This window comes from Emticicia aquatilis (assembly GCF_014644295.1).
GTDB lineage: Bacteria > Bacteroidota > Bacteroidia > Cytophagales > Spirosomataceae > Emticicia > Emticicia aquatilis.
Genome location: NZ_BMKK01000021.1, coordinates 1 through 23,999 on the forward strand (window position 1 = coordinate 1; position 23,999 = coordinate 23,999).

Here is a 23,999-nt window from a genome sequence, read left to right on the forward strand (position 1 = left end):
TATTGTACCAACAGGCACAATCAAGTTTCGCTTTTTACAGGTATAACCCTACTTCGCTCGGCACATGCAACGTCTCTACGTGTTGGAGATTATTTATGATTCCGTATAATTCAAATCTTTATGAAAAGTTTCTTCCAAATTGTTAAGCCCCCAAAATGCTAGTAAAATAGCTACTACGCCTACAACCATTGCCGAATTTACTGTACCGATGTACGGGTTCAGAAACTCAAAAAGTAGTGTTTGCGGAATGACCGTTGCACGAAGGATATTCAATGAAGAAGTCGTAACGGTAGCTCTGATATTTGTTCCGTATTGCTCGGCAGCGAGCGTAAGCAACACAATCGAATAGCCTACACAGAAGCCCAAGAACAAAATCAAACCTTTATAAATCAAAGCAGATTGATTACCAACAACAAAGAACACAATAGCAGCTAAGGCATAAAGTGATAAATATAGGCGAATGGCTTTTTTACGACTTTGGAAATATTGACTCACGAAGCCACCCGTTAAATCTCCGAAGGTTAGTCCCAAAAAGTAATAAATGACAACCTCTGAAACCGTCGGTGCTTGCGTCATTCCCCAAGCTTTGGCAATTTCGGGCGTGAACGTCATCACTACTCCGTTGACATACCAAACAGGAAAGCCCAACACACAAATGCTGATGTATTTTTTGATATAATCTTTGTTTTTGAAAAGCAGACGCAAATCTCCTCTATTACTGGTTTTTCCTTTCATTTCGTTGAAAAGTCCAGATTCCAGCACGCCCAAACGAAGAATCAACAACACAAAACCTAAACCTCCACCTAATTGATAAGTAAATTGCCACGAATATTTACCTCCGATGTATGCCCCGAAAATAGCTCCCAACATTCCACAACCACCAATAATAGCAGGGCCAATTCCTCTGAATTTTTGAGGCATTTGTTCAGTTACGAGCGTGATGGCAGCTCCTAATTCGCCCGCTAAACCAATTCCTGCCAAAAATCTTAATAGCAAGTAGATTTCAAAATTGGGAGCATAAGCATTGGCAAAAGTGGCAGTAGAATACAAAATGATTGAGCCAAAAAGAACCGATAATCGACCCATTTTATCGCCAATAATTCCCCAAATAAAGCCTCCGATAAGCATACCTGCCATCTGAATATTGATAAGCCAAACTCCTTTTGAGAGCAAATCAGCTTCGGCTACACCCATAGCCAAAAGGCTGGGTTTTCGCACGACGCTCAAAATCATAATGTCGTATAAATCAACAAAAAAGCCCAATGCAGAGGCGATAATAGCTAACCAAATGTGTCGTTTCACGTCTAAATGAGTGATTGAGTGAATGATAGAATCTGTGAATATTTATACTCGTAAACTCGGTAAACCAACTCCAGCCGCATCGAAACCACCATCGGCACACAAAATTTGACCGTTAATGTAGCTTGCTTGCTCGCTACACAAGAAATAAACAGCATTCGAGATTTCTTCGGTTGTGCCGTAGCGAGCCAACGGAATCGCATCTGCATACGAAGTACGAATATCAGCACTGTGTACTAATTTGGCCATTTCTGTTTCTACTGGGCCTGGGGCAACCGCATTGGCACGAACACCCATGTTGCCGTATTCAACCGATTGTTGTTTAGTGAGGTGCATGATGGCCGCCTTACTTGTGCCATAAGCAATCCGTAATGTACTGGCACGAACGCCAGAAATACTGGCGATGTTTACAATACTCCCTTTTCCTGCCACCAATGCCGCTAAACAAGCCTGACTACACAGAAACGTACCGTTTAAATTTACGCCCATTACGGCACTCCAATCTTCAAAACTAACTTCTTGGGCGGGTTTAAAAATGGCAATTCCTGCATTATTGACAAGGGCATGAACCGCCGAAAATTGAGCCGTAATTTGAGCAAATGTCTCGCTAACTGACTGATGATTAGACACATCGCAGTTGAAAAATGAAAAACCTTCTTGACCTTTTAAATTTTCTTCACATCTGGCTAATTCAGCCGCATCAATGTCGAGAATCACGGCATGGTACCCTTCCCTATTAAACCTTTTGGCTATTTCTAAACCAATTCCTCGGGCGGCACCTGTTATTACGGCTGTTTTTTTCATGTTTTGTATGTTTATTATTTTTCGATTGTGGAGACAGGGCATGCCCTGTCTCTACGACAACCACAACAACGATAATTATTTCATCGTCCAATTGATACCATTTTCAATCAATTTTACAAAATTTTGGTCATTCCAAACCGATTCATCATGGCCCATTGAAGTATAGAATGTTTTACCTTTTCCGATTTGCTTACACCAAGCCACAGGGTGGTCTTTGCCCATTCCGAAATTTTTATCACTTGCCAAAAGAGGTATATTTCCATTCGGAATGATAGTTTCGCCATTAATTGTGTATAAAATATTGAAGCCCTTTTTGCGTGGATTTTCAAAAAACACATACCATTCATCGGTATGGCTCCAAGGCTGTGGAATCTGAGCAGTTATCGAACTATCCGCTTTTGCATCAACCAAAACATCTGTTTTTTGAAACTGTGGTTTGATTGGATGGTGTGAAAACTCAGCTCCGAGCAAGTTTTGTACGTACCAATCCCAATGATGAGAATTGTCGCCTGCACCATGAATACCCATCAGGCTACCACCATTTTCTACATATTGCTCCAATGCTTTTTGTTGCTCATCATTCAAAACTCTACCCGTCGAATTATTAAAAATAACGACCTTGAACTTTGCCAGTTGTTCGGCATTAAATACGCCACCTTCTTCTGTTTCGTAAAGAAACCAGCCGTTTTTCTTAGCCAAATCGGCAACGATTGGTTTTGAGGCATCAATCGAGCCACTATGACGAAATCCTGTTGATTTTGAGAATAATAATACTGCTGGCTGATTGGCAGGAAAGTTGATTTTGGGAGATTCGGTTTCGTAAGAGACTGGGAAACCATTTTTTACTTTATAGACAAATATACTCATTGCTCCACCAAGTAGCACAATGATTGTTAGAATCGACCAAAGTAAGATTTTAACTACTTTCTTCATAACATTATAAGGTTGGTTAGAGGATACCAAAATGATTTCTGGAACAAATGTAAAAAGATTTTCAATATTGTCTAAAAAAAAGACAATATTATTTTTTAATATTGTATCTTTGAATATTAATATTTTACAAACGGCATATTTCGAGGATAAAGAATTTATTGTAATACCAATTTATCATTCCGAATTTTGTAAAAACTAAGCACATCAACATGAAACTATTTGACGAAGACAATTATATACATCAGCTTTCGATAGATTGTGTAATTTTTGGATATAGAGAGAGAGAATTAAAGGTCTTGGTGCCAAAAGTTAATATCGAAATACCACTTTGGACACTCCCTGGGGGATTTATCAAACAAGAAGAAAGCATCGACGAAGCCGCCAAAAGGATTTTGGAAGAACGCACGGGATTAAAGGATATTTATCTCGAACAATATAGGGTTTTTGGGGAACCCACTCGTATCAATTTGGAAATTTCTGAAAATTTAAACAAGCTTAAAAATCAAGTTATTGAAAACTGTATGCTCAATGATACTGACGTAAAGTGGCTTTCAAGAAGATTTATTTCGATTGGTTATTATGCTTTGGTTGATATAAATAAGGTAAATACGAAAACGGGGCTGTTTGATGAATCGGTTGATTGGTATAACGTAAAAGATTTACCAAAGATGATAATGGACCACAATGAAATGGTCAGTTATGCACTCGAAACACTTCGCCAATATCTCGACCAAAAATTGATTGGATTCAACCTTCTCCCCGAAACTTTCACGATGAAAGAAGTACAAGAACTCTACGAGGCCGTTTACGATAAACCTTTTGCAAGAAATAACTTCCAAAAGAAAATCTTGGATATGAACGTACTCGAACGCCTTGAGAAGAAATTTACGGGTGCGGCCAATAAGGCTCCGTATTTGTACAAGTTTCGGAACTGAAGTTTCTTATGTAATGTATTTGTGCGAACCATCGCAGTTAGGTAGCCTTTTCGATAAGCCACAAATGCAATCATTAAAGCCTTTGCCATTCATTATTCGTTCGGTATAGCTTTCAATTCTTGAAGCACGAGCCTTTGAAGATTTCGCTCCAGTAAAATAAATATTATAAGCCCTCTGACGACCAGGAGTTAATGCTTCAAAGGCTACTTTAAAAGCAGAGTCAGATTTAAACTTTTGAAGCAGTTCATCAGGAAAAACTAATTCGGCTTTGCTAACAGATACTACTTTTAAACCTGCTTTTTCAACCTCGATAGCTTCATAAATATAGGCTTTCAAAGTTGGGGTTAAATCGTTTATTTTCTGAATCTCGGTAAATGAGATAATACGCCCCGATTGAGTATTTTCGCCTGGTTTTTGTAAAATGTTTTCTGAATCATGCAATAACACTCCTTTAAGAAAACTAATGAAACAATAATCTTTGAATCCTCCGAGAAGGATAACATTAGTGTTATTGAAGGTATAGCAAGGTTGCCCCCACTTTAGTTCTTCGGTCAGGCCACAAGCGAGAACAATATTTCTCAGCCGTTTCAGTTCTTCCTGCCATTTGGCACTTTTTTCTAAAAATTCATCAACTTTTGGATTCATGTACTTGATTGATTGGTGTTTAAAAACTAAGTTTTCTATCTGCTGGTCTAAAATACCAAGAAACGGCCGTTAAAATTAACAATAAAACTGGTCCGAAAAGCTCCTTGGCAGCATCTCCACTGGCGATGTGCGAGTAAACTGCCCCAGACATCGAAAAGAAAAAACCAGCATACGCCCACTCTTTCAATAGTGGAAATTTAGGTAAAAGTACGGCCACAACTCCCAGTATTTTCCAAACACCGAGTAAAGTCAGAAAGTAAAGCGGATAACCTAAATGTGCCATCATATCGGCTTCTTCTTTCATTTTTATTAGCTGTACGATTCCTGTCGAAACCATACCGAGCGAAAGCCAAACAGTGGCCACCCAATAAATAATTTTGTTTCTCTTTCCCATAATTGTATTAAATTAATTCGCTTAAAATTGCTTGTAATCTATCGTGAGCCATATTTAGGCCGTAAGCAAAAGGCAATTTCAATTGCTCGGCTCGGTGTTTTTCTGACCTATAAATTATCTGCATCGTGAGTTTGCTGGTATCGGGATTGAGTTGTTCGAACTCCAAAAACTCCAACTGAACACCTACTGGTATATTCTCCATTTCAAACGTTCGGATGATTCGCTGATTCGGCAAAAATTCATGAATAGTGCCATTGGCCTTAAACATCACATTGCCCTTGTGCGAAGTTTCAATCTGAAAACTACCGTGATTTCTGTTTTCAAGTTTTATGACTTTTGTTCCCATCCATTGTTCTACAAGCTCGGGTTCGGTGTATGCCTTAAAAAGTAACTCCAAAGGCAAATCAAACTCCCTCGTAATCACCAAATCTTGTTTACCATCTTCGACTTTGATTTTTGTTTTCTGTTCCATAAAAGCTATTCTTTGGTTTTGTATGCCTGCATGATGGCCTCCAATTTATTGAATCTATCATCCCACATTTTGCGGAATTGCTCAACAAAGTCTGCTACTTCTTCCATTTTATTGGCATTGACGTGATAGTAAATTTCTCGACCATTCTGCTCTTGTTTGAGCAATTCGCACTCAGTCAGAATCTGTAAATGCTTTGAAACCGTTGGTCGTGCGGTATCGAAATTGGCAGCAATCGCTCCCGCTGTCATTGATTGCGAAGCAACCAAAAGTAGTATCGCCCTACGGGTAGGGTCGGCTATTGCTTGAAAAACGTCTCTTCGTAAATTCATTATGTAGCTATTTGACTACAAATATATGTGTAGCTATTTGACTACGCAAATTATTTTTGACTTTTTTGATGAAAAATAATTCTGGAGAGCGATTTTGATACCTGCTTGACTAATTTCACTGAATAAATTCAGCGGCTAATTGAACAAAGGAGTGTATTTTTTGATTAAAACTGAATAAATTTAGTTTAGCGAAAGAGTAATTCTTTCACTTTTTCAAAATGTAGGTTTCTTTCATTATTAATTGATAAAAACTAAACAAACCTTGTAATAAAGCAAAAAGAGAGCGTTTCATTACGCTCTCTTTTTACTCTATTCTATTCAAATTTATTATTTCTTCTGTGTATGTTTCTTGATTGCTTCTACTTCTTCGGCTTTGTAGATACTGCCGTCTTTTCTGAAAATATCGTGAAACCACAACGGAGGTTCGCCGCCATCTGGCATTGGGTTCGACCAAGCGTAAATTGTATTGGTTTTTCCTGCTACAAGTCCCCAGTTGATAGCCCCAACATTGTATTTTTTGAAAACAGGTAAGCAAGTTTGGAAAAAACTATTGTCACGACGAGCCATATATTCTGAGCAAATCAAAGGACGACCGTATTTTTGAAGACCTTTTATTTCATTTTCAAGATTTTGAGCATCTTTATAATTATGAAATGTAATAATATCAGAATTTTCGAGCATTACTTGGTTGCTAAGTTCGTGATTATTCCAAATCGCTGCTGTTACGGGTTGAGACGGACGCACTTCTAATGCCCATTCAAATGTCTTTTTCAATAATGGCAAACAAGCATCAACATAACCGCTATTCGATGGCTCATTGAATAAATCCCAAGCCAAAACTCGATTATCGTTCGCAAAATGCTTGAGTGTGCCTTTTACGTATTCTTCCAAACGCCCCCATTTACGAGAATCAAAAAGCACTTTTGTACCCGGACTTCTCACCCAACCCGAATTATGAACGCCCGTTTTTGGCTCTGGTTGTTTGCCAAGTTTTGGGTCATCGTTCCAGCATGAATCAAAGAAAACAAAAAGTATTTTTATGTGATGCTTATCTGCAATTTTCAATAATTCATCCATTCTTTTCAAAAAACCATCTTTATCTTGTTCGTAAAGTAAATCATGCAAATAAACTCGCATCACATTCATTCCTAAAGATTCTGCCCAACCTAATTCTCGGTCAATAGTTGTAGGGTCGAAGGTATCGGCTTGGAACATTTCCAGTTGATTGATGGCAGTACTCGGAATAAAATTTGCCCCAGTCAACGTGCCTTGTTTGGCATACCATTCGTTGGCTTTCTGAGCTGACCATTTTTGAGCTTTAAGCGTTGAAATGCTTAACGAAAGCACTATCATTAAGAGGATTTTTTGAAATTTCATTGTAGGTTTGATTGAATAATTGAAACAGTAAACTATTTTTAGGCACATTTGTCTCTTATCTGCCTTAAAAGATGCTTATTACAAAAGTAGTTTACTTTTCAGTAAAACTCATATTTATTATTGGCTAAGTTCTATTTTTAACGAATGTGCAAAGCTTTGCTCGTTTGGTTTTATGTGGCAGAGTCGGTGTGCAAATGTTTGCACACTTTCCATATTTATCTTAGTTCTACTTATTTTTTTTAGTTTTTGCCATTGCCCCCTACTTCATCCATTTCATTGCCATTAATATTGTCGTAAATTTCTCAACTGTTTTACACTTATTCTGATAACTCATACTCGGTCAAAATCTGTACTGTTTTAAAACCGTTGAATGTACTACCAAAAGTAATATTGTCCTACATGTAGGGTCATAGCTTCAACTAAGAGCAATAAAAAAGGTAGCATATCCCCCGCTACCTTTTTGTTTTTGTCCTCTATTACCGAGTATTGCCGCTGCAAGTGTGTATAAATAATCATATTTCGTATAAATAGTCAATATGACCTGGGGATTAGCATTGGCATTATCATTAAGAGTAAACCTCTTGACTCTTTTTATTTTCTAATTCTTTGGCTAAATTAAATCTTTCCCATTTTGTAAACCAATATTTATGTTCTTTGTGAAATGTGTTAATTTTTTCAGCATCTATTATTGTATTTTGAATATCAGATTCGGTTGAACTACTCCTGTACAAAAGTAAAATTTTCTTTTTAAATTCAGCATCTACAAATGGGCAAGCAAATAAATCCAACATCAGATGAGCAATTTCAGATGATTTACCCCTTTTTTCAGTAGGATAAGAACTAATATAATCAAATGTATAGTCAATTAAAGCATTTTTAAGCTGAGGGTATTTTTGGGAATACCCAATATAATAAAATGTTACAACGATAGAAAAATAATTTAATGTTCCTTTCTTAATAGTTAAAATATCATTTTCTTGATATGTATTAATGAATTTAGAAAGTAGTTGTTCTGGCAATCTGTATTCTTTGCCTAAATCTCGTAAAACAGTTAGTAAATAAAGTGATTCGATTTGAGCATACTCATTCAAAGTATTCTTGTTTAGAATAAAAGTAGATTCATCTAATATTCTTTTGAATACACGTTCACGCCTATTCTGAGTATTTATTTTTTCCTTGTAAAATTTAATGATTTTAGAAAGAATATGACATACCTTAATGGTTGAGTTAACCCTCGGTGAAACAGAGTATATAAAGAAAATAAAATCAATAAAACCTTCAATGTGTGTCGCAAAAGAATCTTCTACTTTGTTTATCTTTATTAAATCAGACTTAGACAGTTCTTCATTAGTTTTCTTTACCCAATATTCTTTGATAACATTTTCAAAGTTAATAAGATTTCTTTCAATTATATTATTCAATACAGCTAAACTGTAATTCAGTACATCTTTGTAGTCAACTTTTGATTCTTTTATTATTATCTTATATTTAGTAGCAAGATTATTAGGGTCAAAATAGAAATTAAAATTGTGTTCTATCAAAGAAATATCCTTGTTCTCATCTCGCTTATTATTGATATTTGTAGAATCTATTTTACTTATTATAAACTTGGGTTCGTCAGAAAATAATTCTATGATTTTATTTTTTGCAATTGTTATTTCAGTTATTATTGGCTTACTATAATCCAACGATTTAGAATCATTTATTGCTAATTTATATAGTTTTAGCTCATGTTTTAATATGACTAAAATTTCATCTTTTAGAGATTCACTATCACAAAACAAAAAATAGTCATCAACATACCTATACAATTCATACTGTGTCTTCAGAAAATAACCCCTTACTTTCAGTTTATCTTCAACTGTTTTATCAATTCTTTGTAAAATAATTTCTGCAAAAATTCTTGAAAACTCGGGACCAATTAAAATTCCATTTGTTTCCCCATAGTTTGTGTATTGAATAAAATTATCAAAAATACCTCCAAAAGACTTTTTAGACTCATTTACATTCTCTTTAACAGCATCCAAACCCAAAACGGCCCAAACAATTGAATGGGTATAAATACTATAAAAACAGTTTGAAATATCGAATTTGAATAGATAATTATACTTTTTTTCAGCTCTTTGATAACGATAGTCTTCATAGAATCTGTAAATGTTTGTGTATTTACTATATGAAAAAAACGTTTTAAGGTTTTCATATTCTTTACCACTTAATTCCAAAAAATCGGTAACCTCTCCTTTGTTTGATTGGTGAAGTTTATCGTTGAAAAAAGAAAACTTTGCTACATTATCAGGTCTTCTTATGCTATAATTACTTACTGAACAAGAGTAAATTATTAACTCTTTAAACTGGTCATAGAAACTAATTAATTTCAACTGATTGATAGGATGAACTAAAGCAAGCTCTCGAAAATCATTCTTTTTATGAGATATTCGGTAAGTAAATGGAATTTTTCTAAAATTTGGATTCGAAATGTCAGCTGAAAATAAAATCTTAATTAGAATTTCAAAAGCATCCTTTTCATCTCCAATATATTTTGATTTATGTCGAATATTGTTGTCAATCACTTCTATTTTATTATCTAATAGAAACCTATAAAAATACCTATTAGAAAAAGTAATTGGTATTTCATAAGGAAGAACATCAGAAAGTATCGCTCTTTCTTTTGGATATTTAATATACTTTTTCTTTTTACTCATCTTTCCATATTGATTTAATTACCTCAAATTTGTTTGTAGACCTTTTGAATTTTTTGGAATAAAATTTATTTTCTCTGTCTCCAAATGTAAATGAGTAGAAGTATTTTTCTTTTTGATTAAAACCCTTTTGGAAGCTAAAATTGTTGAGTATGTGTAGAATAATATTCGTTTTTTTAATTCCAATTTTCGGTGGTGGTTGTAAGGATTTTACAGCTTTCATACGTTCTTTGTCAAGACGTTTAAGACTTTCGTATGTTATTGTATTTAATTTGAGCATCTCATTTGAATAATAAATGCCTGATTTAACATTTCTTTTATTATTATTTAAATGAAAATTTCCAGTAAGAAACTTTAACCTTGCGTATAGCATATTTCTTGCCTCTTTTTCATTATAAATGGAATCTTGATTATATGCATCAACTAAAAGTTTTAATCTCTTTTTATATCGTTCTATCTTATTATCTGATATTTCTAACAAAACTTGAAAGTCAACTTTCTTTTTACCTAAAACCATAGTTTCAGCTCTTTTTATTTGAAATAAATATCCTAAAAAATTAAATGACTCATTATAGGATACTCTACTCATAAGGTCTATTTCAAACGTTTTATTTTCTTTTCCATCCGTTCCGTCTTTCAATGATAGGCTATTATTATTACAAATTATTTTCTTAATTTCTTCCAGATATTTACCTTTTGTACTCGTCGTTTTGGGAGAAAAAATAATTATAATATCATCAACATATCGAGCATAATAAATTACATCTTGTAAAGATTTAATGCTATTATCAATATCTCTCATATACAATTCTGATAAATATGCACTAAGTCCTATTCCTCTTGGAATCCCTTTTTGAGGTTCAATAATAGTTTTATCCTTTTTGTCTTCAAACTCATAAAACAATTTTCTTAGAAGTTTCTTTGAAAATGGAGAAAGTAAGGTATTATCTTCAATTTTATCAAAAAGCTTATCTTGCGGAATTGACTCATAAAAAGATTTTATATCAGTTTTAATTACAACTTTTGGAAATCCGTCAGATAATATATTAAATAGCTGTTTTATAATTCTATTTCTATCTGCTTGTATTACTTTAAAAGTTTTACTAATATTCGTTTGAAGCTGTTTAATTGCATAATATGATGCAGCATCATTTTCTACTGTGTAAACTTCTTTCTTATTATTATATTCTATATTGAATTTAAACGTATTTAAATTTATTGCCTTTGAAAGGTCTTCAAAGATGGATATTCTTATCTCTTCTTTCTCGTTATTTATAATTTCAAGCCTTTTCGCAAAATCATCCAATTCTTCTTTAGATAGTTTTGCCTTCTCCTTTTTTAATAGAATCTTCTCACGTACCAGCGATTTAAACTCTTGATGCTTGGCTGTGTACTCAGGTGTAAAATAAGATTTGTTAAAATTCCCTTTCCGATTTTCTCTCAAAAACAATATAATGAGATTAGAACTTGAAAATGATTGGTCTAACATTTCTAACTACATTTACGAATTTATAAAAATATACCCTCATTCTTTCTCTTACTTCAAATATACTAAATCCAAAACCATCAAAATCACGATACTATAATTAATATACGTTTTATTTATTTTTCGGTATTACCCTATATCTCACTCCTCCCTATTTTACCACCCACCCAAATTTTTCACCCATTTATCAAGTTTCATATTCTTAGAAAAGTTACATTCATTAATATTGTCTAAAATTAAGACAATAAACTTTTTTAACTATCAGAAATGATGAAAAAATACCTTCTTCTTATACTCCTCACGGCTTTTTCTTTTGGCACTTTTGCTCAAATGCCAGGAATGAGTGCCGCACAAGCCAATATTGGCCATGTTTATGGCAAAATTGTAGATAGTCTGGGCAAACCCATTGAGTTTGTCTCGGTAGTGTTATTGACCAACAAACCCGACCCTGCCACCAAGCAAAACAAAGAAGTTTTGCTAAAAGGCACGGTTACAAAAGCCAATGGCGAATTTAGTTTTGATGAATTACCAATTTTTGGCAAGCATAAACTCAAGGTTTCGGCGGTGGGTTATAAAACTCTCGAAATGCCTGTGGCTTTTCAATTAATGATGAATGGCAAGCCAAACCCAAAAGCAGAAAATGACCCTGCCGAGCAAATGAAAATGCTTAAAAACCTACTCGGTGGTGTTGACAAAGACTTAGGAAATATCAAGTTTTATGAAGATAGTCAAGTTTTGCAAGGTGTAACCGTAACCGCAACAAAAGCTTTATTTGAGTCGGATATTGATAAAAAAGTATTTAATGTTGAGAAAAATATCGTTACGGCAGGAGGAACTGCGGTTGATATTATGAAAAATGTACCATCGCTACAAGTAGATATTGATGGAAACGTGAAACTCCGTAATGCTTCACCACAGATATTTATTGATGGTCGCCCGACGACACTCTCGCTCGACCAAATCCCTGCCGATGCTATCGAAAAAGTGGAGGTAATTACCAACCCATCAGCCAAATACGATGCTTCAGGGGGTAATGCGGGTATCTTGAATTTGGTTTTGAAGAAAAACAAAAAAACTGGCTACAACGGTATGGTAAACGCTGGTGCTGACCGTTTGGGTGGTGGTAACGTAATGGCGAATTTCAATGTGCGTCAGAATAAAATCAATCTTTCGGCAATGGCCATGACCAACCAAATGAGAAGCAAAACGATTGGCGAAAGCGACCGTTTTAGTGATGTTGATGGTATCAAATCAACGATTGGGCAGGACGTGGATAGCCGCATGAAAGGCGGATTTTTGTTTTCGAGATTGGGCTTAGATTATTTCGTAACGAACCGCACAACGCTTTCGGCAGCGGGTATTATCGGGCAAGGGAAGTTCAACCCGAGCGAAAACATTGATATTAATACCCTGAGAGGTTCAATCAATACTTACAGTAATCGTATTTCGGCAACCGACCGTATGTTCAGAATGAAAGGTATGCAGTTAGGTTTGAAACATAACTTCACGAAATCGGGAGAAGAATTAACGGCTGACATCAATTATTTTGGTGGAAAAAATGATGGTTCGGGTTTATACACAACCAATTATTATTCGGCAACTAATAGCATTTACGGCACTCAGATTCAGAAAAACTTATCGGATGGAAATAATAAATTCTTGACGATTCAGACCGATTACGTTAGACCGTTTGGCAACAAAGGCTCGCTCGAAATTGGTGCGAGAGCTCAAATCAATAATCTTAAAAATATCAACGAAAACTCAATTAAGGCTTTGGGTTCGACCGAATTCAAAAATATTAGTTCGGCCACAACCAACTATGAGTCGAGAAATGATGTTTATGCAGCGTATGTTTCGGTAGCGGGTGCTTACAAAAAAGTATTTTCGTATAAAGTTGGTTTGAGAGCAGAAAGCTCGAAATATGATGGTAAATTGCTGAATACCAACGAAGACTTCAATAATAAATTCCCTATTAGCCTTTTCCCATCGGTATTTTTGAGCAAAGATTTGAAGAAAAATCAGCAGGTTCAAATGAGCTTAACTCGCCGTATCAATCGCCCGAATTTCTTCCAATTGATTCCATTTGTTGATTATACCGATAGCTTGAATATCACGAAAGGAAATGCCGATTTAGTACCTGAATTTACTTATTCGTCGGAGATTTCTTATACCAAAAATAAAGGTGTAAATACATTCATCGGTTCGGCTTACTATAAATATACCGATAACTTGATTACGAGGTTTTTGGGTCAAGAAATCAACCCAATCAGTGGCAAAACCGATTTGATAAACACGTTTATCAACGCCAACTCGAGCAATAATTATGGATTTGAATTAACGGGCATCACCAAACCTAAAAAATGGTGGGATTTGACAGCCAACGTCAATTTCTATAATTCGAGAATCAACGTTAAGAACCTCGAAATTGCCTCAACACCAGCACTTTGGAGTATGTTTGGTAAATTGAATAATAATTTCAAATTGCCGAAGAAATTTACGGTTCAACTTTCAGCCGATTATCAAAGTAAAACTAATTTACCAATCAGCACTGGCGGACAACAGTTTGGCCCACCAAGCCAAGTGCAAAGTGCTTCGCAGGGGTATATCAAGGCATTTTATAGTGTCGATGTAGCCATCAAAAAGACATTCTTTAAAGATGCTGCATCATTGACTTTGAGTGTAAATGATATTTTCAGAAGCCGTTACTCGGTACAATATTCCGAAGGTGTTGGTTTCAATCAAACCTATTCGAGACTCACAAACCCACAAATGGTTCGCTTGAATTTCTCGTATCGTTTTGGAAAAATGGATATGTCGTTGTTCAAACGCCAAAACATGAAGAGCCAACAAGAGGGTATGCAGAACGGTATGCAAATGCAGTAAGATTTGTGTGTGAAAGTAAAAAGAGGCTGTCTCAAAAGTTTTCTTCACAAAAGAATATTTGGATAGCATTTGACCTCACCCTCTAAATCTCCCTCTCCTCGCAGGAGAGGGAGACTTTTAGCCCTTCTCCTGTGAGGAGAAGGGTTGGGATGAGGTGATTTGCAGAATATTTTTTGGTTGATTTTACTTTTAAGACAGCCTCTTTTATTTTAAACAATTTAGGAATCGGGCTGCCGATGCAGTTGTGCTACTTAATTACATTAATCTTCACTTCTCCAATCATTCCCGAAGGTAATAATGGTGAATTAGCACGATAGAATGGCATGGTTGTAAACGTAGTTTTTACTTTTACGTCTGGTTGAGCATCTCCAATTAGGCGGTTTACCCAAGTATTTGTTACTTTTACTTGAATAGTGTTAGCTCCTGCTTTGATAGCTTCCGAAATATCAAGCCTGAAAGGCTTTTTCCAAGCAGTACCAACGTTTTTGCCATTGATGATTACCTCCGCAATATTCTTTACATCGCCCAAGTCAAGCACATATTTGGCTGTTTTATTAAGTGCATCTACTTTGAAAGTATTAGTATAAGTAGCTGTACCTGAGAAGTATTTTACATCGTTATCAGAATTATCGGACCATGACGATAGCCTATCAAACGATACATTTTTATCGTTAAATCTCACTGTCCAAGGGGTAGAAATGGTAGTCAAAGCTGTTTCGGTTTCTGGAGCAATTACTAAACTATTAGCCGTTGTTTTCTCTTTGAAAACGACGAAATAAGCATCCCAAGAATCAAATTTCAACGGCACAATCGTTCTGCCATCTTTTATTTGGTAACTTACCTTCTCGATTTTTCCAGTTTGAGCATTCCACAGTTCTGGTATTTTACCACTTACTCTGAAACTTACTTCGGCATCGGTTGGGTTCTCGCTTCTGTTGTTTAGCCAATAAATTTCAGTTACTGGTGATTGGTTATTGGTTGATTGGATTTGACGATGACGAAACAAAATTTTGATTTTTGCATTTGAAATCGTTACGTCGGGTTGTAGAGACAGGGCATGCCCTGTCTCTACGTTGGCGTTAGAAACATTTGATTTCGACCAAATTTCATCAGCCAATTTCTTAAATTCTGCATCGTTATCAGCCAAACTTGGTGATTTTTCGGGCTTTGCTCCTATCACTTTTATTCCTGCATCTACCAATGTTTTGATTCGCTTCAAAACCGATAGGGTCATCAATTTGGTTGATTCGTCCAACATCAATACATTATATGAATTACCCGATTTGGCAATTAATTTGCCATTTTGTGGCTGGATAGCATTCAATAATGCCGATGAATTGACAAAATCAAACTCAAATCCTGCTGGGATATTTGGTAATTTTTCACGACAAACCCACGTAATATTCGTGTTTTCGCCATACAAGTAAAGAATATCGGCCACGTTTTTGCCTTGTTGAAGCATGTACGAACTTCTACCTAAATAACTCATCCAAGCGGTTGCACCTGCCTCTGCCCAAGTTTCTTGACGAGTAAAATACTGACCAAATGGCCCGAGCGAAAACCCTGGCTTTTTATCATCAAGTGGTTGATGAACCGAAGTATGAATCACAAAGCGATTGAGTCCAGAAGCAAACTCTAAATCAGCAGTACGTTTAAGTTTTTCGGGCGTCCACGAAAAAGCATTTTGAATTGCAGTCATTGACTCTGCAGCTACAATGTTTTGTCCGTAAATATTTGCTACCGATGCCGCCTCACGAATATCTCCTTCACTGCGAACTTCTTCATCTGCACCACCTGCTAAACTTCCAGGAGTCCACATGGCCGACATCGGAATCTCAGCATTGCGTTTTACATCCATTCCATCTGCTAAATAAATACGGCCATTTTCGTGCGACTCTGTGTAGCGTTTCATGCCTCTTTTGTGCAATTCTTCGCCAATGACATCATAATGATTTTCAGCAATCATTTCACCGATTGTTTTTCTAAAATCCCACAAAAACTTCTCGCTGGCTTCCAAATTATTTATAATTCTGCCCGTAAGCACAGGAATCCAAGCTTTAATATCATAACCACGTCGTTTCTGAAATTCGGCAGGAAAATCTTTTGTCCAGTTCATGTGGCCTGCTTCGTAGCTATCCAACACCATGTGCGTCAATCCCTTCGCTCCCATCAAGCCGCCTGTGGCATCTTTATACATATCTAAATACGTGTTGATATATCGACGAACAGCGTCTCTATCCAATTTATCTACTTCCAAACCCGTAGCCTCTGGTGAAGCAGGGTGATTTTGACGACCCGTAAGTGAATAACCCAAACGAACAACCATCCAGTTACCAGCAGGAACATCCCATTCGAGGCTACCATCAACACTCATTTTTCCAGTTAAATCTACCACATCTTGTGTAGGAATAGCTTCCACATTTTCAGCACCACTTAATTTCCCATCTTCTTTCCAAGCACTAAAACCCGCTTTGTCTTCTGCTTGGTCGATGCGAGAAGTATTGAAAAGTACAAATTCTGAAATATTTGTTCCAGCGGGCTTTGGGGTTTCGTTCATGCCCATCATGGCCGCAATCGGGCTAATTGAAGCTGGTAGGGTTTCAAAACAAATTCTCCAATATTTAGCTGTTGTTGCAGGAATTCCTGTCGTGATAAACGGCAATGTACTGTTTGAAACTTTGGCAATGGTATGGAAAGTTACTCCATCATCGCTCACTTTTAGACTACGATTAGTCGGTCCACCGTTGAACTCTGCCAATTCGCCCGCTTCGCCCATCCCCAAACCGAACGCTTTAAATGTTTGAGGTGAATCAAACTCATACTGTACCCACATATCTTGCCCCACTTCCATCGGTGGCAAAAAGTGGGTTTTGTTGGCATCGTGGTCGAGTAATAGTTTCGTATCGAAATCTCCGCCACTTTTGCTCATTTTTGGATTTAAGTCAATTAAATGTTTTTCGTTACTCGGAAGTTTGTAAGCAATCACGAAAGCGTCGGCAGCATAATGTGGCCTTTCGCCCACATAGCCACCCATCACTCCGCCTGCATGGGTTTCAATATCACCAAACTTACCAATCACATCGGGTAGCTTGGGCAATTGAATCGTTTGGTTTTTGCCGCCTGTTACCAAGGCTTCCGACCAAACATATTTTTTCATGCCGTCTTCGGGCTTTACCCACGGGCCACCCGTTACACTCCAACCTGGTGAGCCAGCAATGGCCATTTCAAGGCCTTTTTTGTCGGCAAATTCGGCGGTAAACTTAAAGGCATCTTTCCAATCGGGTTGCATAAAAACCAATTTCTTTGGTACAACTACTGGCGTGAAAAGGTTAGCATCAAAGTTTTGAAAGCCTCCGATTCCGACACGACTCATCCATTCTAAATCTTTTTGGATACCTTCTTTCGAGATATTGCCGTTCATCCAGTGCCACCAAACTCGTGGTTTGGCCGAATTAGGTGGCGTTTGAAAACCTTGTTGAAGACTTTGTCCGTGGGAGAAGCCGCTCAACATTGCACCAAGAGCAATGCCTAAAACTGAGTTTTTTTTCATAGGTTTAAAGGTAGAAAAGTAAATAAACAAAGATATAATAGTACAAATCATTGACCATCATGTACTATGCTGGCTTTGGAGGGTTTTCAAAAATATTTTTTTCAGAGTAGTGAATAATCAATCTCCAAAAAGTCCTCAACGTTTTTCATCCAAAAATTTTGAATAAAAGCCACGTGTTCGGGATGATTTGAATAGGAGTCATAATGCACTTGATTGTCAAATTCCATCGAAATACCATACTCAAATTTATTTTTGGGGCTAATTTGTCTCAAAACTTCAAATTTTTGAACGTCTGGAATTAGGGCGAGTTTATCGACTGCATTAAAAAATGCTTGTCTATCGGCTGAATTGATGCCAGATTTTAGTTTTAGAATAACTGAATGTCGTATCATGGTTTTATTATATTTTTTATTAGTAAGGCGAAACCCCTACCGAAGTCCACCCGCCATCAATGACAAGATTTTGACCCATGATTTGACGAGACAAAGGCGAAACCAAAAACAAAGCGGCATTGGCAATGTCTTCGACGGTTGCTGGTCTGCCCGATGGCGTTATTCTCGACCAAGTTTTGATATATTCGGCATCTTCGAGTGTGCGTTCGGTAAGCGTTGCCCCTGGAACAATTGTGTTGATATTGATGCTGTGCGGTGCTAAATCTACTATTAAGTTTTTTGCCAGTTGGTCGATGGCGGCTTTGGTCATTCCGTATGCTGCTAAGTTTAGATGTGCCGCATGAGCTGTTACTGATGATGTCAGTAAAATACTACCGCCATTTCCCTGTAAAACCATTTGTTTGGCGGCAGCTTGTGTCAAGAAAAATGTACCAAAAAGGTTGACTTGCAGCAGTTTTTGCATTGATTCTGGTTGATAAGCCAAGAAATCACCGAAGGTGGTAATACCTGCATTTGCAATCAAAATATCCAATTTGCCAAAAGTTTCTACTGCAAATTTTACAATTCTTTCGATGGTTTCAATTGTTGAAATATCTCCACCGAATGCTTTACAGACACCTCTCTGTTCGCTTATTTTTTCACTTGCCGATTGGGCTAAATTTTCATCAATATCATTTAAAACTACCTTTGCTCCTTGCTGAACTAATTGACGAGCCACTTCAAAACCGATACCTACACCCGCCCCCGTAACGATGGCTACTTGATTACTAAAAAGTTTGTTTTGCATTGTTAATTTTCGCTATTAAGTCTTTCAAATAAAATCATGTAAATGTATTGAAAAACTTAATTGATTCTGCTATTGAATAAACTGATTTACTCCTTCTTTCAAAGCAACCGTTTTACCCTTCCAAACAAGCTTACCTGTAACTGTTTTTGGCAATTCAATCTGAATTTTCCATTTATCGTTTTCTAATTGGTAACTTACTGAAACTTCTCCTTTGGGATGTGGTATTTTGCCTTGAATATTGCTCATTTCGCCCAAATGTGGCTCGATTTTTACTTTTGAAAAAGCCAATCCATCGCTATCAATGCCAAGTAAAGTTCTATAAAACTCAATATTTGGACTCGAACCCCAAGCATGGCAATCTGAACGAGATTTATCAATATCTGAGATTTCGGCCCAAGTTGTAAGTCCTTGCTGAATGTTTTCTCGCCATTTGTCGAGCCATTTCAAATAATCATTACCTTTTCCTGCTTTTATTAGGGCTTGATGCAAATAGTATTTAAAATAAATAGACGCAGGAGCTAACTGGTTATTGGTTATTAGTGATTGGGAAATTTGTTTTTCTTCATCTGCTGTTGCAATTCCTGTCAGAATCGCCAACGAATTTGCGTGCTGCGAAAACACATCTTTCTCTTCTCGGTCGGCAAATAATTGTTTCGTATTGTCCCAATATTTTGTTCTAATTGTCTTTTTCAAAGTAGCAATTTCCGTTGCATATTGTGTAGCAAAAGCAGGATTTCCCAATTTTGTTTCCAAATCTGCCGCTACTTGATACGCCCAAAGTAAGGTCAAATCAAGAACTGCCGATGTGCCATTGGCACTCATTGGAGCAACGCCCGCTTGCCAATCTTTGGCATTATCGACCCAGTCAGTAAACATCCATTGTGGTACATTTTTTAACGAGCCATCGGCTTGTTGATAGCTTTTGAAGAAATCCAAAATCTGCCGTACACCACCAATTTTACTTTTGACAAAATTCATATCACTGCCGTAGCGTGCGTAATCTTGCAACATCCCGATATACCAAAGCGAAAAAGTAGGAATAAATTGTGGTGTATAAGATGGATGACGACTCAAGGTAACGCCTTCTGGCTGACGAGAAAAATCCATCAGATTAATAGCATTTTTTACCAGTCGGTCGTCGCCACTGTTGAAAAGCGAAACTAAGGCTTGAATTCGACCATCGCCGATGTATTGGAGTTGCTCATAATATGGGCAATCCATGTAGGTTTCGGTGGCACATAGTCGAGCTGTACGCCAACCAATCTCCAACATTTTACTAATTTCATTATTCGATGAAGTCAAACTGGCATTCATTTTAAACGGATAGCCCGTAAATGTGCCGTAAATGTCATTTAAGGTCAATGCCTCATTTTGCGTAGTAATTGTCAATTGCAGATAGCGGTAAGTGCGATAAGTAAGACTTGTAAATTTTTGATTATTGCTACCATCAGATACTAAACTATCGGTTCTTCCTAAAAAAGTCTTGTCTTGTATCTCATTTCTATTACCTTTTGCTGGAAACTTGGTGTATAATGCCTCTGCATAACTCAGTGTAATCGAGGCATCTTTACCGCCACTAAATTCAAGATTGAGGTAAGCGTTAGTTAAATAGCTTTGGTCTAATATTATTTTTATCGAAGATTTTGCAGGAAAAACAACATCTTTCTTTTGCTCGGGAAAACCCGAAGGAATGGAGAAATTCTGAGCGACACTGGCTACTTTTTGTAGGCGTTCATCTTTTATTTCCATTTGCGGAATAATCGACGGGACAAGCATCCAGCCGCTCATAGTGCCATAAGCACCCAACACGTTTTTCGGAACTCCCGAGCCAATTTGCTTTGCTTTTTGCCAATTTTTATCATCAAAACCTTCACTTTGCCATGATTTTGGGTGCAATACCATATTCCGAATCTCGCCAGCACCCGCTACATAATAAGTACGAACATTGAATCGTAGCGGGGCATAGCTATTGTCTTTTTCGCAGAGCCACGAAGTATTGGTATTTATAGCTGACTCGGCTGTGGTTGCACCTTGCAAGATGAAACCCGTTCGGTATGTAATTTGAGCTTCTGGTTTAAAGTCGCCTTCATTCCAAACTTGTGCCGCTATAATATTTCTTCCTGATTTTAGATAAGATGCAATATCAACTGTTTCAAAGTTCCAGTGAGCAATATCGCCACGAGCTGGCCCCATCGAAACAAGTTTTTCGTTCACAAAAAGTTTGTAACGATTATCCCCCGAAACATGAATTTTATAATTATTGGGTTTTGAAGCCAACTCTATTGATTTACGAAACATATACACACCATAACCATCATTGCTTGCATTTGGCACCGTAATCCATTGTGCATGCCAGCGTTTGTTTATCACATCGGGTTCGCCAGTGGGTGGTCCAAACTGAGCATTGGTCAAAGTAGTAATCAGAAGAAATAGACATGAAGTAAGAATATTTATTTTTTTCATTTTATAAAGGGTTAAAAATTCAAAACAATCATTTCAATTCTACTTTCAAAAACTCAATCACTTTTGTTTTTATCTCATCTACATCATACATTTTACCAAAATGTGGAGCATCTTTTACAATCATTAGCTCGTTTTTAACACCATAATATTTCAGCCACGCACTAAATAGTTTCGATTGTTTGTTCGATACAATATTGTCTTTTTCACCATGAAAAATCAAAAAAGGTGGGTCGTTTTTATCAATATAAGTAATCGGACTTGCGGCTTTTGCCAAATCGGGGCGTTCCAATGGTTTTGCTCCAATCAAAATTCCTTCGGGCGATTTTTCATCTTCATTTCCCGGCAAAAGCGTTAAATCGGTCGGACCATAAAAATCGACTACGGCTTTGTATTTGAATGGCCGATAAGAAGCTGGAAAATATAAATTATCTACGTTATTATTTTGTGAAGTACCCATCAGCGAAGCCAAATGTCCACCTGCCGAGAAACCCATCAAAGCAATTCGGCTTTTATCGAGACTATATTTATCGGCATTATCATACAAAAACGAAACTGCTTTGTTGCAATCTTGCAAAATGGCAGGAAAAACAGCATTTTGGGCAAAACGATAATCAATCGAGGCTATGGCAAAACCACTTTCAAGCAGGGCATTGACGGTATTTGTCATGTAACCCATATCGGCATATTTATCATTGCCTATCCACCCACCTCCGTGAATAAATACTACCAGCGGAACGCCGCCCGATGGAATTTTCCCTTTGGCATTGGCAGGTAAGTAAATATCTAAAAGATGCTTTTTCAGCGTGTCATTATTGTAAGGAATATTCCCATGAATAACAGTACCTTGTGGCATTCGACCATGAATTTGGCTCGGCGAAGGTGGTTGGGCAAACGCTAACGTAGCAATTAAAAGCAAGGCGAAAATAAGACGAAATGGGTCCATCAATTTACATATTTACGGGGTATAATTTTGGCAAATAGTTTAAATAAAAAGGCAGAAATATCTACCTTTTATTTGAATAACCTATGATGAAATTTTGACTTAAAAAAAGGCTATAAAGTTTCAATTAAAATCAGATAAATATCATTTTCAAACAAAATAATACAATTTCTACCTATCAACACTCATGTACTATCATGTTTATGCGGCTAAATCTCATAAAAAATGATTATTTTTTTAGCGTTTCGGTCAGTTTCATTACGAAAAACAGACCAAAAATTGCCAATGTAGCAGCAACCCAAAGAAATGCAGAAGGGTCGATTTTATCAGAGAGTACGCCCGCAATAGCTGGTACAATTACTCCACCTACGATTTCGCCAACGGCCGTTATCAAGCCAATTGCTTTTGCTTTCAAATGCACAGGTACAGCTTCCGAGGGAATCACGGCTGCTACAAGCGGAATTGCTCCCATCAAAAAATATGTTAAAAACATGGCTGGTAAATGCAGAGCTGTACCAAATAAAAAGTAAACAGCAAACGGATATAACGCTCCTATAATTAAGAAGAGAAATACTACTTTTTTGCGGCCGAATTTATCAGACAAAGCCGTTACAATTATCGAAGAAACAAGGCCAGCAACTCCGAGCAAACCCATCGTTTTACCCATTTCGTCGGGCGTCATACCTTGGTTTTGTACAAAATAATTGGAAATAAATGGCAAGGTTGAAAACCACCAACCAAATACACAGCAAGCTGCTCCAATGCCGTATTTAATATTGTTGTATTGTAATAATTCTGAAATATTTAAAGCTGATTTTTCTTGCGTTTGGGCAACACTTTCAACGGTTGATTTTTTGAGAAATTTCCAAGCCAACAAACCCAACAGTAAACCCGGAGCACCTGCTACAAAAAAGGCATTTCGCCAGCCCATGTCTTCGGCAATTTTCACCAATAGCACGGGTGCTAAAATAGAACCAAAAAGTGCAGAACCTACGCCTTGCAGAATACCAGCATTCAGGCCCAAACGGTTGGGAGAAGATTCACGCTCAACAAAGTTTTGTGCCAATGGAATAACAGGACCTTCGGCAAAACCCATGACCAAACGAGCAAGCAACAAAGTAATGAATGAAGTAGCTAAACCTGAACCAAACGAACAAATTGAAAACACAAAAACGGCTACTATGAAAACGATTTTCTTTTTATTCTTACTCTCTGCCCAAGCAGTTGAGAAAAAGCTCGAAAACGCCCAAGCTAATGATAAAGCCCCAGCTAAAAGTCCGATTTGGGTATTATTTAGATTGAGGTCTTTGGCTACATAAGGCATTAGGAAATTGAGTGCCAGTCGGTCGAAAAACAAACAACCGAAAGTTAGTGCCATAAGTAGCACAATGCCGTTTTCGTAAGAAAGCACCTTGCCCTCCGATGGAGGCGTTAAGTTACTTTTTTCTTGATTTTTCATTTTATTAGGGTTTAGTTAAGGTTTCATTACTTATAAATTGTTAGCTAATTTTTGTACTCTAAATTATCTCTTGTTTTACTCCATTTTCCAACATGACAAATAGTCAAGGTAAAAACTTTAAAAACGGGATAGAAAAACATCTATCCCGTTCG

The 23,999-nt window shown here is 36.8% G+C and carries 18 protein-coding genes; 2 read left to right on the forward strand and 16 right to left on the reverse strand.

Features of this window, described 5'->3' with window-relative positions; genetic code table 11:
• Positions 1 to 93: 93 nt before the first annotated feature.
• The 3 genes from IEX65_RS26920 to IEX65_RS26930 form a co-directional block, all read right to left on the reverse strand.
• Positions 94 to 1,302: an MFS transporter gene (locus IEX65_RS26920; protein ID WP_188771329.1), complete on the reverse strand. Its 1,209-nt coding sequence runs from the start codon at positions 1,300 to 1,302 to the stop codon at positions 94 to 96.
• Between the two features lie 42 nt (positions 1,303 to 1,344).
• Positions 1,345 to 2,103 (reverse strand): SDR family NAD(P)-dependent oxidoreductase, encoded by a 759-nt coding sequence (locus tag IEX65_RS26925; protein ID WP_188771330.1) that lies wholly within the window; start codon positions 2,101 to 2,103, stop codon positions 1,345 to 1,347.
• Positions 2,104 to 2,178: 75 nt separating this feature from the next.
• On the reverse strand, positions 2,179 to 3,036 hold the full coding sequence (locus IEX65_RS26930) for a ThuA domain-containing protein (protein ID WP_188771331.1): 858 nt from the start codon (positions 3,034 to 3,036) through the stop codon (positions 2,179 to 2,181).
• Between the two features lie 209 nt (positions 3,037 to 3,245).
• Between IEX65_RS26930 and IEX65_RS26935 the strand changes: the two genes are divergently transcribed.
• Complete coding sequence (locus IEX65_RS26935; protein WP_188771332.1) at positions 3,246 to 3,971, forward strand: NUDIX hydrolase; 726 nt, start codon at positions 3,246 to 3,248, stop codon at positions 3,969 to 3,971.
• Between the two features lie 6 nt (positions 3,972 to 3,977).
• Here IEX65_RS26935 and IEX65_RS26940 read toward each other — a convergent pair whose 3' ends face one another.
• From IEX65_RS26940 to drt3a, 7 genes are all read right to left on the reverse strand, one after another.
• Complete coding sequence (locus IEX65_RS26940) at positions 3,978 to 4,616, reverse strand: DUF1801 domain-containing protein (RefSeq protein ID WP_188771333.1); 639 nt, start codon at positions 4,614 to 4,616, stop codon at positions 3,978 to 3,980.
• 19 nt (positions 4,617 to 4,635) lie between these two features.
• Entirely contained in the window at positions 4,636 to 5,010 is a 375-nt protein-coding gene (locus tag IEX65_RS26945; protein ID WP_188771335.1) for a DoxX family protein, read from the reverse strand.
• 7 nt (positions 5,011 to 5,017) lie between these two features.
• Positions 5,018 to 5,482: an SRPBCC domain-containing protein gene (locus IEX65_RS26950; RefSeq protein ID WP_188771337.1), complete on the reverse strand. Its 465-nt coding sequence runs from the start codon at positions 5,480 to 5,482 to the stop codon at positions 5,018 to 5,020.
• A 5-nt stretch (positions 5,483 to 5,487) separates the two neighbouring features.
• A complete protein-coding gene (locus IEX65_RS26955) occupies positions 5,488 to 5,811 on the reverse strand; it encodes a metalloregulator ArsR/SmtB family transcription factor (RefSeq protein ID WP_188771339.1) in 324 nt (107 codons plus the stop codon).
• A 327-nt stretch (positions 5,812 to 6,138) separates the two neighbouring features.
• A complete protein-coding gene (locus IEX65_RS26960) occupies positions 6,139 to 7,188 on the reverse strand; it encodes a cellulase family glycosylhydrolase (protein ID WP_188771341.1) in 1,050 nt (349 codons plus the stop codon).
• 566 nt (positions 7,189 to 7,754) lie between these two features.
• Positions 7,755 to 9,890, reverse strand: a complete 2,136-nt coding sequence (gene drt3b, locus IEX65_RS26965) for an antiviral reverse transcriptase Drt3b (protein WP_188771342.1) — start codon at positions 9,888 to 9,890, stop codon at positions 7,755 to 7,757.
• On the reverse strand, positions 9,883 to 11,376 hold the full coding sequence (gene drt3a, locus IEX65_RS26970; RefSeq protein ID WP_188771344.1) for an antiviral reverse transcriptase Drt3a: 1,494 nt from the start codon (positions 11,374 to 11,376) through the stop codon (positions 9,883 to 9,885). Before drt3a ends, drt3b begins: the two co-directional genes overlap by 8 nt.
• A gap of 267 nt (positions 11,377 to 11,643) precedes the next feature.
• Here drt3a and IEX65_RS26975 point away from each other — a divergent pair, with 267 nt between their 5' ends.
• On the forward strand, positions 11,644 to 14,256 hold the full coding sequence (locus IEX65_RS26975) for a TonB-dependent receptor (RefSeq protein ID WP_188771346.1): 2,613 nt from the start codon (positions 11,644 to 11,646) through the stop codon (positions 14,254 to 14,256).
• 247 nt (positions 14,257 to 14,503) lie between these two features.
• On the opposite strand, the gene IEX65_RS26980 is transcribed toward IEX65_RS26975, so the two are convergent.
• The 6 genes from IEX65_RS26980 to IEX65_RS27005 form a co-directional block, all read right to left on the reverse strand.
• On the reverse strand, positions 14,504 to 17,806 hold the full coding sequence (locus tag IEX65_RS26980; protein ID WP_188771348.1) for a glycosyl hydrolase: 3,303 nt from the start codon (positions 17,804 to 17,806) through the stop codon (positions 14,504 to 14,506).
• Positions 17,807 to 17,907: 101 nt separating this feature from the next.
• On the reverse strand, positions 17,908 to 18,198 hold the full coding sequence (locus IEX65_RS26985; protein ID WP_188771350.1) for a Dabb family protein: 291 nt from the start codon (positions 18,196 to 18,198) through the stop codon (positions 17,908 to 17,910).
• 19 nt (positions 18,199 to 18,217) lie between these two features.
• A complete protein-coding gene (locus IEX65_RS26990; protein WP_188771352.1) occupies positions 18,218 to 18,985 on the reverse strand; it encodes an SDR family NAD(P)-dependent oxidoreductase in 768 nt (255 codons plus the stop codon).
• A gap of 69 nt (positions 18,986 to 19,054) precedes the next feature.
• Entirely contained in the window at positions 19,055 to 21,448 is a 2,394-nt protein-coding gene (locus IEX65_RS26995; RefSeq protein ID WP_188771354.1) for an alpha-L-rhamnosidase-related protein, read from the reverse strand.
• A gap of 28 nt (positions 21,449 to 21,476) precedes the next feature.
• Positions 21,477 to 22,391 (reverse strand): alpha/beta hydrolase, encoded by a 915-nt coding sequence (locus IEX65_RS27000; protein WP_188771356.1) that lies wholly within the window; start codon positions 22,389 to 22,391, stop codon positions 21,477 to 21,479.
• A gap of 226 nt (positions 22,392 to 22,617) precedes the next feature.
• Positions 22,618 to 23,847, reverse strand: a complete 1,230-nt coding sequence (locus IEX65_RS27005) for an MFS transporter (protein WP_188771358.1) — start codon at positions 23,845 to 23,847, stop codon at positions 22,618 to 22,620.
• Positions 23,848 to 23,999: the final 152 nt, after the last annotated feature.